The organism is Amycolatopsis sp. 2-15 (assembly GCF_030285625.1).
Classification (GTDB): domain Bacteria; phylum Actinomycetota; class Actinomycetes; order Mycobacteriales; family Pseudonocardiaceae; genus Amycolatopsis; species Amycolatopsis carbonis.
On the sequence record NZ_CP127294.1, the window covers coordinates 1,836,490 to 1,850,513 of the forward strand.

At 69.1% G+C, this 14,024-nt stretch carries 16 protein-coding genes; 11 read left to right on the plus strand and 5 right to left on the minus strand.

Going from position 1 to position 14,024, the window contains the following annotated elements:
- The first annotated feature begins 2 nt into the window (after positions 1–2).
- The 4 genes from QRX50_RS09065 (at position 3) to QRX50_RS09080 (ending at position 2,070) form a co-directional block, all read left to right on the plus strand.
- Positions 3–329: a DMT family transporter gene (locus QRX50_RS09065; RefSeq protein WP_285971507.1), complete on the plus strand. Its 327-nt coding sequence runs from the start codon at positions 3–5 to the stop codon at positions 327–329.
- Positions 326–886: a TetR/AcrR family transcriptional regulator gene (locus QRX50_RS09070; protein ID WP_285971508.1), complete on the plus strand. Its 561-nt coding sequence runs from the start codon at positions 326–328 to the stop codon at positions 884–886. Before QRX50_RS09065 ends, QRX50_RS09070 begins: the two co-directional genes overlap by 4 nt.
- A gap of 252 nt (positions 887–1,138) precedes the next feature.
- Positions 1,139–1,573 (plus strand): GNAT family N-acetyltransferase, encoded by a 435-nt coding sequence (locus QRX50_RS09075; RefSeq protein WP_353074112.1) that lies wholly within the window; start codon positions 1,139–1,141, stop codon positions 1,571–1,573.
- 56 nt (positions 1,574–1,629) lie between these two features.
- Positions 1,630–2,070, plus strand: a complete 441-nt coding sequence (locus tag QRX50_RS09080) for a GNAT family N-acetyltransferase (RefSeq protein WP_285971509.1) — start codon at positions 1,630–1,632, stop codon at positions 2,068–2,070.
- A 17-nt stretch (positions 2,071–2,087) separates the two neighbouring features.
- Here QRX50_RS09080 and QRX50_RS09085 read toward each other — a convergent pair whose 3' ends face one another.
- From QRX50_RS09085 to QRX50_RS09095, 3 genes are all read right to left on the minus strand, one after another.
- Positions 2,088–2,903: an IclR family transcriptional regulator gene (locus QRX50_RS09085; RefSeq protein WP_285971510.1), complete on the minus strand. Its 816-nt coding sequence runs from the start codon at positions 2,901–2,903 to the stop codon at positions 2,088–2,090.
- A 245-nt stretch (positions 2,904–3,148) separates the two neighbouring features.
- Positions 3,149–4,054 (minus strand): amidohydrolase family protein, encoded by a 906-nt coding sequence (locus QRX50_RS09090; RefSeq protein ID WP_285971511.1) that lies wholly within the window; start codon positions 4,052–4,054, stop codon positions 3,149–3,151.
- Positions 4,055–4,213: 159 nt separating this feature from the next.
- Positions 4,214–4,753 carry a YbhB/YbcL family Raf kinase inhibitor-like protein gene (locus QRX50_RS09095; protein ID WP_285971512.1) on the minus strand — a complete coding sequence of 180 codons (540 nt, stop codon included), beginning with the start codon at positions 4,751–4,753 and terminating at the stop codon, positions 4,214–4,216.
- Positions 4,754–4,925: 172 nt separating this feature from the next.
- On the opposite strand from QRX50_RS09095, the gene QRX50_RS09100 reads away from it, so the two are divergent.
- The 7 genes from QRX50_RS09100 to QRX50_RS09130 all read left to right on the plus strand — a co-directional run bounded on the left by QRX50_RS09100 (position 4,926) and on the right by QRX50_RS09130 (position 11,741).
- A complete protein-coding gene (locus QRX50_RS09100; protein WP_285971513.1) occupies positions 4,926–5,699 on the plus strand; it encodes a DUF4097 family beta strand repeat-containing protein in 774 nt (257 codons plus the stop codon).
- 28 nt (positions 5,700–5,727) lie between these two features.
- Positions 5,728–5,970, plus strand: a complete 243-nt coding sequence (locus QRX50_RS09105; protein ID WP_285971514.1) for a hypothetical protein — start codon at positions 5,728–5,730, stop codon at positions 5,968–5,970.
- The gene (locus tag QRX50_RS09110) at positions 5,967–7,364 is read left to right on the plus strand and encodes an alpha/beta hydrolase (RefSeq protein WP_285971515.1); all 1,398 of its coding nucleotides are present in this window, start codon (positions 5,967–5,969) and stop codon (positions 7,362–7,364) included. The genes QRX50_RS09105 and QRX50_RS09110 overlap by 4 nt, the downstream gene beginning before the upstream one ends.
- A gap of 185 nt (positions 7,365–7,549) precedes the next feature.
- Positions 7,550–9,397, plus strand: a complete 1,848-nt coding sequence (gene dnaK, locus QRX50_RS09115; protein WP_285971516.1) for a molecular chaperone DnaK — start codon at positions 7,550–7,552, stop codon at positions 9,395–9,397.
- On the plus strand, positions 9,394–10,089 hold the full coding sequence (gene grpE, locus QRX50_RS09120) for a nucleotide exchange factor GrpE (RefSeq protein ID WP_285971517.1): 696 nt from the start codon (positions 9,394–9,396) through the stop codon (positions 10,087–10,089). Before dnaK ends, grpE begins: the two co-directional genes overlap by 4 nt.
- A 33-nt stretch (positions 10,090–10,122) precedes the next feature.
- Positions 10,123–11,301 (plus strand): molecular chaperone DnaJ, encoded by a 1,179-nt coding sequence (dnaJ, locus tag QRX50_RS09125; RefSeq protein WP_285971518.1) that lies wholly within the window; start codon positions 10,123–10,125, stop codon positions 11,299–11,301.
- Between the two features lie 5 nt (positions 11,302–11,306).
- Entirely contained in the window at positions 11,307–11,741 is a 435-nt protein-coding gene (locus tag QRX50_RS09130) for a heat shock protein transcriptional repressor HspR (protein ID WP_220245238.1), read from the plus strand.
- Between the two features lie 198 nt (positions 11,742–11,939).
- Here the strand turns inward: QRX50_RS09130 and QRX50_RS09135 are convergent, their stop codons facing one another.
- Positions 11,940–12,647 carry a dienelactone hydrolase family protein gene (locus QRX50_RS09135; protein ID WP_285971519.1) on the minus strand — a complete coding sequence of 236 codons (708 nt, stop codon included), beginning with the start codon at positions 12,645–12,647 and terminating at the stop codon, positions 11,940–11,942.
- An 11-nt stretch (positions 12,648–12,658) separates the two neighbouring features.
- Positions 12,659–13,831, minus strand: a complete 1,173-nt coding sequence (locus QRX50_RS09140) for a globin domain-containing protein (RefSeq protein WP_285971520.1) — start codon at positions 13,829–13,831, stop codon at positions 12,659–12,661.
- Positions 13,832–14,024: the final 193 nt, after the last annotated feature.

Below are 14,024 nucleotides of genomic sequence, written 5' to 3' on the forward strand. Positions count from 1 at the left end.
TCATGGGTGCTTACTTGTACCTCGCTTTGGCGATCGCCGCAGAAGTGACGGCCACTGTTTCCCTGAAGCTCTCCGAGGGCTTCACCAAAGTCGGGCCGTCCGCGCTGGTTGCCATCGGGTACGGCGTAGCGTTCTTCGCACTTTCCCGCGTGCTGAAGTCGGGGTTGCCGCTCGGCATCGCGTACGCGGTGTGGGCCGCCGTCGGCGTGGCGCTCGTGGCGATCATCGGGGTGCTGTTCCTCAAGGAGCCGATCAACCTGGTGATGGCCGGCGGGATCGTGCTGGTGATCGGCGGGGTGGTGTTGATCGAGGTCGGGAGCAACCAGTGAAGATCCAGGTCGACGGCCGCAAGGCGCGCGGCGAGAAGCGGCGCGCGGAGATCATCGCGGCCACCCTGCGGGTGATCGAACGCGACGGCGTCGCCGGCGCCACGCACCGCACGGTGGCCGTGGAGGCCGACGTGCCCACCGCCTCGACCACGTATCACTTCGCCTCACTCGACGACCTGCTCGTGGCCACGCTCATCTCCTGCGCGCGCGACATGGCCACCGAGGTCTACTGGATGATCGACCGCGCCCGTTCGCGCGGCAGCCGCGGCGCCGAAGAGGTGGCCGGCCTGCTCGCGGAGGCGCTCGGGCCGCGCCGCGGGCGCACGATGGCCGAGTACGAGCTGTACCTGCTCGCCGCGCGCAAACCCGAGCTGCGCCCGGCCGCCCGGCGCTGGCTCGACGTGCTCACGTCCATGGTCCGCCACGACGACGAGGTCGCGTTCCGCGTGTTCCTCGCCGGCATCGACGGCCTGCTGATCCAGGGCCTGATCGACGACGAGCCGCCCTCGGCCGACGAACTGCGGCCCGTAGTCGATTACCTCCTCAAGCCGCGCTGAACCGGACCTGAAAATCACGGAGCGCAACTCGCGGGCGGGTGGTAAAAACCGACTTCAGGCTGGGTATTGTCGTTTCCCGATCGGGCTGCGCCGAAGGGTTGATCGGACACCGATGATCGCTCACCGTGACGGTTCGTGTTTCTTGTCGGCTAGCGTTTTTCGGCATGCTTTCTTCCATTCCGGACCGGCCGACACTTCTGGCCGAGAGCGGGTCGATCACGGCCTTGCCGGACACTGCGACCAGCGCCCCGGATGACTACGAGTTCGACGACAACCCCCGCCGGCTCGACCACGACGTGGTGTGGGAGTTCCTCTCGACCGAGGCCAACTGGGGCCGCTGGCGCACGCGTGCGCAGGTCGAGGCGGCGATCGCCGGGTCGCGGCGGGTCGTGGGGGCCTACGAGCGAGCGATCCGGAAAGCAAGTCGGCTTCGTCCGCGCCATCTCCGACGGGGTGACCTCGGCCTACAGCACCGACTTGTTCGTGGTCGGAAGCGCTCGCGGGAGAGGGGTGGGCACGCGGCTCATGCACGAGATGATCGAGAACGGTTGCGGTGCCGACCTCCGCTGGATCGGGATCGCGCTCCCGGCCGTCGCACACGGGTTCCTCCGGTCGTTCGGGTTCAGTCAACCCGACGAGAATCACTACATCGAACGCCCCGGAGCCAACCGGAAGGTGCTCCCCTGAACGGATCCGCTGAAAGTCCGGTGCGGACCCGGGCGCCGCTCGGCTAGCTTGCGGGCATGCGGATCGCAGGCGACTACGAACTCGACGACGACCCCGGCCGGCTCGACCTCGACGTGCTGTGGAAGTTCCTCTCCACCGAGGCCTACTGGGGCCGCTGGCGCACCCGTGATCAGGTCGAGGCGGCCATCGCCGGGTCCTGGCGCGTGGTCGGCGCGTACGAGCGCGCCACCGGCCGCCAGGTCGGCTTCGCGCGGGCGATCTCCGACGGCGTGACGTCGGCCTACCTCGCCGACGTGTTCGTGCTCGAGGACGCGCGTGGTTCGGGGCTGGGCAAGGAAATCGTGCGCGAGATGATCGACAACGGCCCGGGCGCGGGCATGCGCTGGATGCTGCACACGGCCGACGCACACGGGTTGTACCGGCAGTTCGGGTTCGGCGAGCACACCAAGGGCCGGTTCCTCGAACGCGAGGGTGCCAACCGCGAGGCGCTGCGGTAGACCGACCGGTCGAATTTTCAGTTGTCCTTGGCGGACAACAACTTCGAGAAGTGCGCCGCCCCGGCGCGGGCGGCGCGTTCGAGGTCCGAGCGGCGGTCGGCGAACTGGTGTACCGGCACGGAGAAGGCGACTGCGCCCGTCACGCGCTGCTCGGTGTCGAGCACCGGCGCGGACAAGCACGCGAGCTGGGGCTGGAACTCCTCGATCTCCAGCGCGATTCCCGAGCGCGCCACGGTTTCGAGCTCCGTCTCGAGGTCGCGGGCCGTCACGCGGGTGCGGTCGGTGAGGCGGGGCATGCCGGCGCCGGCGAGGTAGTCGCGGCGCTCGCGCGCGGGCAGCGACGCCAGCATCACCTTGCCGAACGCGGTGGCGTGCGCGGCTTCGTGGAAGCCGAAGTCGAGCGGCTGGGCGCGCGGGAACTCCGGCGAGTCGGCGACGGCCGCGACGACGACGTCGGTGTCGCGGAAGACCGTGTAGTACGCGGGCGCGCTCACGCGCAAGTGCAGCTGGTGCAGGCCGTCGCGCAGCTGGTGGTCGACGTCGAGCTCGCCGAGCAGGCTGTGGTAGAGACCGCCGACCTTGTAACCGAGGCCGAAGCCGCGGCCGTGGCCGAGGCGGATCAAATAGCCTTCGTGGACCAGCGTGTTGAGCAGGTGGTAGGTGGTCGAGAGCTTGTAACCGGCGCGCCGGGCCACGGCCTTGGCCGCGATGCCGTCACCGGCGCCGGCCACGATCTCGAGCACGCGCAGCGCCCGCTGCGCCGAACCGATCAGCCCGCTGGGTTCCTTCTCGGTGGTGTCGTCGTCGGAAAGCGGCAGGGCGGGTTCGGACACAGCGGCACCTCCGTGAAACCGTTCGGCAGTGAACGGGCGATCACATGCGCCCCCCACCATACGTGCTCCGAACGGCCCAAGCGGAGCACCCGGTCGGCAACGATTCCGACGCCGTCTTCGGCGCTCACACCGATCGTCATCCGGCTTCACCCGGTGAGATCAGTGCAGGTCGCCCGCCGACGGGCCGTGGTGACTCCGGCATACCGATATCTCGGCCCACTGGACCGAACGGGTGAGTCCCGGCGTCACACCGGTACTTTCGAGTTCGCGCCGATCTCGTCGCTTTCGGCCGCCGCTTCGCTGGTTCCGCACCCGTCCGGCACCTCGAGGTCGTACAGGCGCGCCGCGTTGAGGCCGAGGATCTTCTTCTTCACGTCCGTGGTGAGCTCGCCGTATTCGTCCTGGAAGTCCTCCGGCATCTCGAAGTCCACAAAGGACTCGATCAGCCACTTCGGGTGCTGGAGCCCGTAGTCGCTGGCGAAGGTGATCCGGTTCTCGTCCATCCAGTAGAGCAGTTCGCCGATGATCTCGGCGAACTGGCGGGGCCGGGTGAGGATGGCCGGCAACGCGAGGGCGAGGCCGGCGTACACGTTCGGCTCCTGCGTGGCGATCCAGCAGAAGTCCTGCAGCCGCGCCAAGCCCACGTGCTCGACGATGAACCGCAAGTCCGGGAATGCCGCGGCGACCTCGTCGAGACCGGCGGCGTCGAAGGCCGCGGACGCGTCGGCGCCGTCCGCGCCCTCGGTGCCGTCGCGGTCGAGCGGGCGGAGTGAGGGGTCGGTGTGGAGGTGGATGTTGCGGATGCCGAACTCCTGGCACTTCTCCAGAAAGCGGTAGGAGCACGGGTCCGACAGCTGCCGCCCCGCCAGTTCGGTGGTGACGAGCTTGACGCCCTTGAGGTTCCCGGCGACCGGCTCGAGCCCGGCGACGGTGAACCGGCCGGGGTACCGCTCGGTCAGCGCGCTCCCGGGCGCCACGCCCTCGGGGTCGGCGGTGGCGGGCTGGAAGATCGCGTGGTCCACGTAGCCGGTTTCGAACAGGTCGTGGACGATCGTTTCCTCGTTCTGGCGGCGAAACCCGTCTTCGGTCGGCTTCCAGAAGTGCACGTGACCGTCGACGATGAAGTAGCGCTCGCCGTCCTTTTCGTACATCGGTGCCGGCTCCCTTGCGGTACGAGGTACGTGCTGATGTGCAGCTTCCGATCGTCTTCCCCGGCGAGGGAGCAGGTCAACGGCAGTGATTCCACCTGTCGGAAAAACGCCACAGGGCCACCGCGGGCGAACCCGCGGTGGCCCTGTCGTCGGCCGAACTCAGCCCTTGTTCTCGTAGACAGCCATGATCGTGGCGCGAGCCAGGGTGTGGCTGAACAGGTTGAAGCCGAGGAACGCGGGCGTGGCGTCGCCGTCGATCTCCAGGGAGTCGACGTCGAGCGCGTGCACCACGAAGTAGTAGCGGTGCGGGCCGTGCCCGGGCGGCGGGGCGGCGCCGAGGAACTGCTTCACGCCGCCGTCACCCTTAAGAGTGACAGCGCCCTCGGGTAGGCCGGAGCCGTTCGCGTCGCCGGCGTTGGCGGCCAGCTCGGTGACCGACGCAGGGACGTTGAACACGGCCCAGTGCCAGAACCCGCTAGCGGTCGGGGCGTCGGGGTCGTACATCGTGACCGCGAAGCTGCGGGTGTCCTCGGGGAAGCCCTCCCAGGACAGCTGCGGCGACCGGTCTTCGCCACCGGCGCCGAAGATGCCGGACAGGTGCGGCGTCGCGAGCGTCTCGCCCTCGGCGATGTCCGTGCTGCGCAGCGTGAACGACGGCACGGAAGGCAGGAAGTCGTAGGGATTGGGCGATTGGGGCATCAATCCTCCTGAACGCGTTGATCTTGGAAGTCCAGTCGGGACCCAGGCTATGACCCTGACCCGGACCCCGGCACCTCAGGGATGTTTCGGGGGGTTTACCGGATGCCGCCGCACCCGTGGCCCTCCTACGGTTTGCGGAAGACGGATGAGCGGTACTGAGGGGATGGACACCATGGCACGCCCGCTTCTGGCACTGGGTGGCGTAGTTCTGATCGGCGTGGGGGTGGCCATCGCGCTCGGCTGGGGCCTGGGCAACACGGTGGAGCGCAGCGCGACGGTCTCGCAGCAGATCCGCGGCGTGAAGCTCGACGCGAACTCCGGCGACATCCGGATTCGCACCGGCTCCGGCGCGATCTCGGTGCACCAGAAGCTGCACTACAACTTCCGCGGCGAGCCGGGCGACGCCTTCCGGGTGGAGGGCGACCAGCTCGTGCTCGGCGACTGCGGCCGCAACTGCACCGCCGACTTCGACGTCGTCGTGCCGGCCGGGGTGCCCGTGACGGGTCAGTCCGATTCGGGTGAGGTAGATCTCACGGGCGTCGAGAGCGTCGACGTCACCGCTGACTCCGGTCACGCGCACGTGGCCAACGTCGCGGGGCTGGTGAACCTGCGGCTCGACAGCGGGTCGATCGACCTGCTGAACGTCGGGCCGGTGCAGCTGCACAGCGACTCCGGCCACGTGCGGGCCGAAGGGGTGCGCGGCCCCGCCGACGTCTCCGCCGACAGCGGCAGCGTCGAGCTGGCCCTGGCCACGCCCAACGATGTGAAGGTGCACGCCGACTCCGGCAGCGTCGACGTGCGGGTGCCGGACGGGGCGTACCGGGTGATCGGTGACACCGACAGCGGGGCCCGGACCGTGCAGATCCCCACGACCAACATCGCCGGCCCGACGAAGACGCTCGACCTCAACACCTCCAGCGGCAGCGTCACCGTCAAGGCCGCCTGAACCACGACACTTTCGGGGGAACATTCACATGCGCAAGATCGAGAACCGGGTGCTGGCGGCCGTGCTGGCCGGGGCGGTGGGGGCGTTCGTCGTGACGGCGAGCCTCGGCCTGGCCGCCAAGCCCGAGGCCACGACGCCGGCGCCCACGCCCGTCGCCGTGGTCCAGGTGACGGCGCCGACCGGCGACGTGCGGCTGGCGGAGACGGTGATCGTGCGGGACGAGGGGTCCCACCGCGCTCTCCGTCCGGCGGTCCCGGTCCGTCCGGCATGAGGCTGGTCGCTGCCGCTGCCCTGCTCTTCCTGCCGCTGCTCGCGGTGCCGGCTTCGGCGTCGACCACGTGGACGCCGTGCCCGACCTCGCAGGAACCGACCGCTGAATGCGGGTTCGTCGACGTGCCGATCGACCGCGCCGACCCCGGCTCGGGGACCACCCGGCTCGCGTTGGTGCGGCTGCCGGCGACCCATCCGGCGCAGCGGATCGGGTCGCTGCTGATCAACCCGGGCGGGCCAGGGGGCTCCGGCGTCGGGTACACGCAGTTCGGCGCGATCACCGATCCGGTGCTGCGGCAGCGGTTCGACATCGTGGGCTTCGACCCGCGCGGGGTGTGGTTCAGCAAGCCGGCGATCACGTGCGATCCGGCGCAGCTGGCCGACCCGAGCGTGAGCCGTTTTCCTTCTACTGCAACGAAATTCGCCGCGTTGGTCGAGCACAACCGGGCCGTGGGCGAGACCTGTCTGGCGAAGACGGGGCCGCTGCTCGGGCACGTCGACACGCGCAGCGCGGCCGAGGACGTGGACGCGATCCGCGTCGCGCTGGGCGAGCAGCGGATTTCGTGGCTCGGCGTCTCCTACGGCACCGAGCTCGGCGCCGCGTATGCCGAGGCGCACCCGGACCGCGTGCGCGCGATGGTTTTGGACGGAGCCATCGACCACGGCCGGCCGCCACGGCAGTCGATCGTGGAGGAGGCCGCGGCGACGGAGGACTCGCTCGTGCGGTTCGCGTCGTGGTGCTCTGCCGACGACGGGTGCGCTTTGCATGGTCAGGACGTGCTGGCCGACTACGACAACCTGGTCGCCCACGGCGCCTGGTCGAGCGGGCTCGGCCGCGTCGCCACCGGTGAGGAGCTGGCCTCGGGCGTCTACGGCTACCTCTACATCAGAGACCAGTGGCCCGATCTCGGCCGGGCGCTGGCCGCCGCGAGCACCGACGCGGCCCAGCTGACCTCGGCCGCCCAGTTCTTCTCCCCGAGCTACGGCATGTACCGCGCGATCGGCTGCCAGGACTTCCCGTCGCCGTTCACGGGCGTCGCGGACTTGCGCGCGACGGCCGCCGTCGTCAAGACGGTCGCCCCGCACAGCTGGCGCTATTCGGAGTGGTGGGACTTCGCGAGCGGGTGCGCGGGCTGGCCGCTGCCGGCGCGGAACCCGCCGCACCCCGATCGGGTGCACGGCGTTCCGCCGATCCTCGTCGTCGGCGGCGCCCACGACCCGGCGACGCCGCTGGCGTGGGCGCGGGGGCTCGCGGCGGACCTCGAGGGCGCCGTCCTGCTGACGCGTCTCGACGACGGCCACACCGGCCTGCTGAACTCCGCGTGCGCGCGAGCGGCCGAGACGAAGTACCTGGTGAGCGGCCTCACACCCCCTCGCGGCACGATCTGCCGGTAGGCCCGGGAACAAGAGCCACTACCCCTTCGTTAGCCTGATACGAAGGTTGAGTGCAGCTGACTCAAGTCTGGCTTGACGAAGCTCACGAGGGACCGATAGAACTTGCCAGGGGTCCGCTCAAGGCGGACCCGAAACGTGCAGGTCAAGAACATAGCAGTAGAGCTGCCAACACAGGAGGAAGCACCATGGCGCGAGCGGTCGGCATCGACCTCGGCACGACCAACTCGGTCGTAGCCGTCCTTGAGGGCGGCGAGCCGACGGTCATCGCCAACTCGGAAGGCTCCCGAACCACCCCGTCCATCGTCGCGTTCGCCAAGAACGGTGAAGTGCTCACCGGTCAGTCGGCGAAGAACCAGGCCGTCACGAACGTCGACCGCACCATCCGGTCCGTCAAGCGGCACATCGGTACCGACTGGAACACCGAGATCGACGGCAAGAACTACACGCCGCAGGAGATCAGCGCGCGCGTGCTGATGAAGCTGAAGCGCGACGCCGAGTCGTACCTGGGCGAGGAGATCACCGACGCGGTCATCACCGTCCCGGCGTACTTCGAGGACGCCCAGCGGCAGGCCACCAAGGAGGCCGGGCAGATCGCCGGCCTGAACGTGCTCCGCATCGTCAACGAGCCGACCGCCGCCGCGCTGGCGTACGGCCTGGACAAGGGCGAGAAGGAACAGACCATCCTGGTCTTCGACCTCGGTGGCGGTACGTTCGACGTGTCGCTGCTGGAGATCGGCGAGGGTGTCGTCGAGGTGCGCGCGACTTCCGGTGACAACCACCTCGGTGGTGACGACTGGGACGAGCGCATCGTCAAGTGGCTGGTCGACAAGTTCAAGGCCTCCAACGGCATCGACCTGACCAAGGACAAGATGGCCCTGCAGCGCATCCGCGAGGCGGCCGAGAAGGCGAAGATCGAGCTGTCGAGCTCCAACTCCGCCGGCATCAACCTGCCCTACATCACGGTCGACGCCGACAAGAACCCGCTGTTCCTCGACGAGCAGCTGTCGCGCGCCGAGTTCCAGAAGATCACCGCGGACCTGCTCGAGCGCACCCGCAACCCGTTCAACAACGTGATCCGCGACGCGGGCATCGCCGTCGGCGACATCGACCACGTCGTGCTCGTGGGTGGTTCCACCCGCATGCCGGCCGTGTCGGACCTGGTCAAGGAGCTGACCGGCGGGCGCGAGCCGAACAAGGGCGTGAACCCGGACGAGGTCGTGGCCGTGGGTGCCGCGCTGCAGGCCGGTGTGCTGAAGGGTGAGGTCAAGGACGTCCTGCTGCTGGACGTGACCCCGCTTTCGCTGGGCATCGAGACCAAGGGTGGTGTGTTCACCAAGCTCATCGAGCGCAACACCACGATCCCGACCAAGCGTTCGGAGATCTTCTCCACGGCGGACGACAACCAGCCGTCGGTGCAGATCCAGGTGTTCCAGGGTGAGCGCGAAATCGCGGCGCACAACAAGAAGCTCGGCATGTTCGAGCTGACCGGTCTTCCGCCGGCCCCGCGTGGCGTGCCGCAGATCGAGGTCACCTTCGACATCGACGCCAACGGCATCGTGCACGTGACCGCGAAGGACTTGGGCACGAACAAGGAGCAGTCGATGACGATCACCGGTGGCTCCGCGCTGCCGAAGGACGACATCGACCGCATGGTCAAGGACGCCGAGGCCCACGCCGAGGAAGACAAGAAGCGCCGCGAGGAAGCGGAGACCCGCAACCAGGCGGAGACTCTCGTCTACCAGACCGAGAAGTTCGTCAAGGACAACGAGGACAAGCTCCCCGAGGACCTCAAGGGCAAGGTCAAGACCGCCATCGACGAGGCCAACGAGGCGCTGAAGGGCACCGACTCGGCCAAGATCCGCGAGTCCATCGAGAAGCTGAACACGGCTTCGCAGGAGCTGGGCACCGCGCTGTATGCCAACCAGGGCGCAGAGGGCGGCGCGACGAGCGACCCGAACGCCGCGAACGCGGCGCAGGACAAGGCCGATGACGTGGTCGACGCCGAGATCGTGGAAGAGGACGAGAAGAAGTGACCCCACGACACTCCGAAGCCGAGGGCCGGGGCCCCGAGGAACCGGTGGTCGTGCGTGACCGGCGGCGGGTCGACCCGCAGACCGGTGAGGTCCGTCCTCCTGCCCCGGAAGAAGTCAGGGTCGACGAGGCGCCCGCGCAGCACGCGGGCCCCTCGCTCGGCGACTCGGTGGACGACGCGGTCACGGTCGCGTCCGACGTCGAGAAGCAGCTGGCCGAGCGCACAGCCGACCTGCAGCGACTGCAGGCGGAGTACGCCAACTACCGCAAACGTGTGGACCGCGACCGCGAGGGCGTGGTGCTGCAGGCGAAGGCGTCGGTGGTCGGCGACCTGCTCCCCCTGCTCGACGACCTCGAGCGGGCCGAGCAGCACGGTGATCTCACCGGTGCGTTCAAGGCGGTCGGCGACAAGCTGGTGAGCGGCTTGCAGCGAGCCGGTCTCGAGTCGTTCGGCGCCGAGGGCGAAGCCTTCGACCCGAGCGTGCACGAGGCCGTGCAGCACAACACCTCGCCGGACGTGGCGGGTCCGACGGTCACCGTGGTCATGCGCCGCGGTTACCGCTTCGGCGACCGGGTCCTGCGGGCGGCGCTGGTCGGGGTCACCGACCACGAGCCGGCCGCGGCACCGGTCGACCCGCCCGTCGGCGGCGAGCTGCCGCTGGACGGGTCGATCGATGAGCCGAACCAGCAGTAACAACCGTTTCGTAGCGAAAGGAGGAGGCACCCGATGAGTGCTCGGGAGTGGATGGGCAAGGACTTCTACAAAGAGCTGGGTGTCTCCTCCGACGCCACTGCGGACGAGATCAAGAAGGCCTATCGCAAGCTGGCCAAGGAGAACCACCCGGACGCCAACGCGGGCAACACCGCGGCCGAGAACAAGTTCAAGGCCGTGTCCGAGGCCTACGGCGTGCTGTCCGACGCGGCCAAGCGCAAGGAGTACGACGAGGCCCAGCGCCTCTTCGGCTCCGGCGGCTTCGGCGGCGGGTTCCCGGGCGGTGCCGGCGGCGCGGGCGGCTTCGACATGGGCGACATCTTCGGCCAGGCCGGCGCTGCCCAGCAGGGCGGTTTCGGCGGGCTCGGCGACATCCTTGGCGGCATCTTCGGCCGACAGGGCCGGGCCGGCGGGGCCGCCACGGCCAACCGGCCGCAGCGCGGTGCCGACGTCGAGACCGATGTGCGGATCGACTTCACCGAGGCGGTCAAGGGCGCGACCCTGCCGCTGCGGCTGTCGAGCCCCGCGACGTGTTCGACGTGCGGCGGCAACGGCGCGAAGCCGGGCACGTCGCCGCGCCAGTGCCCGACGTGTGGCGGTTCGGGTCTCGTCAGCCGCAGCCAGGGTGCGTTCGCGTTCTCCGAGCCGTGCCGCGACTGCCGCGGCCGCGGCCAGATCATCGACGACCCGTGCCCCGAATGCGGCGGCGAGGGCATCAGCACCCGCACCCGCACGCTGACCGTGCGCATCCCGCCGGGCGTCGACGACGACCAGCGGATCCGGCTGGCGGGCCAGGGCGAGCCCGGCCGCGGTGGCGCGCAGGCCGGTGACCTGTACGTGCGCGTGCACGTGGCGCCGCACAAGCTGTTCGGGCGCAAGGACCTGGATTTGACGTTGACCGTGCCGGTCGACTTCACCGAGCTCGCGCTGGGCACCACGATCACGGTGCCGACGCTCGAGGGCAAGGTGTCGCTGAAGGTGCCCGCGGGGACCGCGAGTGGCCGAGTGTTGCGCGTGCGCGGAAAGGGCATTCAGAAGCGGGACGGTTCACAGGGTGATCTGCTCGTGACCCTGCAGGCGTCGGTCCCCGCGAAACTGGACGACAAGGCGCGCGAGGCCCTCGAGGCCTACGCGGAGGCGATGAAGGGCCACGACCCGCGGCCTGAGGTGACCGAGATGCTCGAAGGCAGGTGAGGGTCATGTTCGGCGGAATCCCGGGGCTCCCGCACGGCGCGGACGAGGACACCCCCGTGTTCGTGATCTCCGTGGCAGCCCAGCTCTCGGGCCTCCACGCGCAAACCCTGCGCTCCTACGACCGCCAGGGCCTGGTCTCCCCGGGCCGCACCTCCGGCGGTGGCCGCCGCTACTCCATGCGCGACATCGCCCTGCTGCGCGAGGTCCAGCGCCTCTCGCAGGAGGACGGCGTCAACCTGGCGGGCGTCAAGCGGATCATCGAGCTGGAAAACCAGGTCGACGCCCTGCGGGCGCGGGTACACGAGCTGACCGAGGAACTGGCGTCCGCGTACGCCGCCGCCGAACAAGCCGCTGCGGCGGTGCACGCTTCGTACCGAAAGGACCTGGTGCCGATGCGGCAGCAGACGTCTCTGGTGGTGTGGAAGCCCAAGCGCCGCTGAGGTTCTTGTGGGACAGCCCCTTTGCCGCCGGGTCGGTGGCGGAGGGGCTGTTTCGCGTTCTGGCGTGGGTGGTCCTTTCGCGCGCTGTCTGCAGCGCGAGCGGTCCCGTCGCGCGCGGTCTGCGGCGCGAGTGGTCCCCTCGCCGGGGTGTGGATTCGAGTGGACCGTTGGCGCTCGCGGTGAAGTAGCGAAGCAGCGTCAGCCTTTCGAAGGCGTCTTCAGATACTCCCCGAAGAACGTCATCACCCGCTGCCAGGCATCCCGATCCGAAGGCTCGTGGTACCCGAACCCCACCACCTTCGCAAACGCCTGCACCGGCGCCGGGCCCATCTTGTTCGCGAAGCTGTGCCCCGCGTCCGGGTACTCCTTCACGTCGTGTGGCACGTTGCATTCCGTCAGGGCCGCCGAGAGCTTCGTGGCGGCGCCGCGCAAAGACGGGTCGCGGCGGCCGAAGCTGGCGACCACCGGGCAGGCATCGTCCAGGACGGACAAGTCGCGCGGGAGCTGGCCGTAGTAGGGGGCCGACACGTCGAACGATCGCGAAGCCGCCACGAGCGCGAAGCCGCCGCCCATGCAGTAGCCCGCGATGCCGATCTTGCCGCTGCAATCCTCACGGGCGGAGAGCAGGACCCGCGAAGCCTCGATGTCGTCGAAAGCGCGGCCGCTGCGCGCGAACATGTCCTTGAACACCTGCCGCACGCAGCGGAACCTGCCGCCGCGCGAGTACAGGTTGGGGCTGAGCGCCAGGTATCCCTCGGAGGCGAACCGGTCGGTGATCTCGCGCGCGTCGTTGGACAGGCCGATGGCGTCGTGGACGATCACGACGGCCGGAAAGGGGCCGGGGCCGGTCGGCGTTGCCAGGTAACCGTCGATGTCACCGGCCGGGGTGGGGATCGTGATCTCCATGGACCCGCACACTAGTCCAAAGTGAACGGGTCATACCGGATCCGCTCGAGGTCCACGCCCGCGGCGAGCAGCTTCGCGATCGTGCCGCGGATCATGTCCGGCGAGCCCGCCACGAGGACCTCGTGGTCCTTCCAGGCGCCACGCTGCGTCACCGCGGTGGCCAGAGTGCCCCGGTCGCCGCCGGGGACCGCGCCTTCCTCGGTCACCGGGGTGACCGTGAGCCACGGCGAGGTGATGGCCAGGCGGCGCAGCTCGTCGAGCGCGTACAGGTCACCCGGCTTGCGGCCGCCGAAGAACAGGTGCACGGGCGGGTTGCGCTTCCAGCGGGACAAGTCGTCGAGGATCGCCATCAGCGGCGCGACACCGGTGCCACCCGCGATCATGAGCAGCGGCCGCTGGTCGGCGGTCGGCACGACGGACAGCGCGCCCAGCGAAGGCCCCAGCCGCCAGACGTCGCCGGCGTGCGTGTGGTTCACGATCGCCCGTGAGACCCAGCCGCCCACCACCGCGCGCACGTGGAAGGTGAGCAAGCCGTCGTCGCGCGGTGCCGTCGCCATGGACAGGTACCGCCACAGCCGCGGCCGCTGCGGCACCTCGACGCTCACGTAGCCGCCGGAGCGATACGGCAGCAGCTGCTCCGTGCGCACCCGCACCAACGCGACGTCGGCCGAGAGTTTCCGGTGCTCCAGCACCGTCCCGCTCCACGACGCGGGCCCTGTCTCCTCCGCCGCGGCTTTGCGCATCGTCTCGGAGATCAACTGGTACGCCGACGTCCACGCCGTTTCCACCTCGGGCGTCCATGCTTTGCCGAGAAATCGTTTCATCGCGCTGATCAACGCGGTTCCGACGGCGTCGTAGTGGCGCGTCACCACGTCGAACTTCCGGTGGTCGCGGCCCAGTTGGCCGAGGAACGTGGTGAGTTCGTCGGGCCGGTCCACCATCTGCACCACGTACACGAGCGCCCGCAACAATCTGCTCCGTTGTGTGGCCATCGTCACCGGGAACAGATCGCGGGCATCCGGCGCGATCACGAACAGCGCCCCGTAGAAGTACTGCGCCAGCTCCTCGGCTTTCGGCTCCACCAGTGCGAAACTCTCGCGGATCACCCGCGCGGTCTCGGAACCGGGCAGCGGTCTGCGCAACGCCGCGGGAGCAAGGTCGATCTTCACGGATTCAGCACTCATCGGGAACGGTTTTCTCCAGTCATGCCAAGCAGTTTCAGTCTTCACGCGGCTTTGCGTACGCGTGCCGCCCCCGAGGAATCCCGACTGTAGGCGCCACTGGAGAAAAACGGGTGTAGTTAACGCCGTTCCCGCTCGAACGGAGCAATTATCGACACGGCTGGTAAACCTGATCTGGCGCTCAGTGAAAATGATC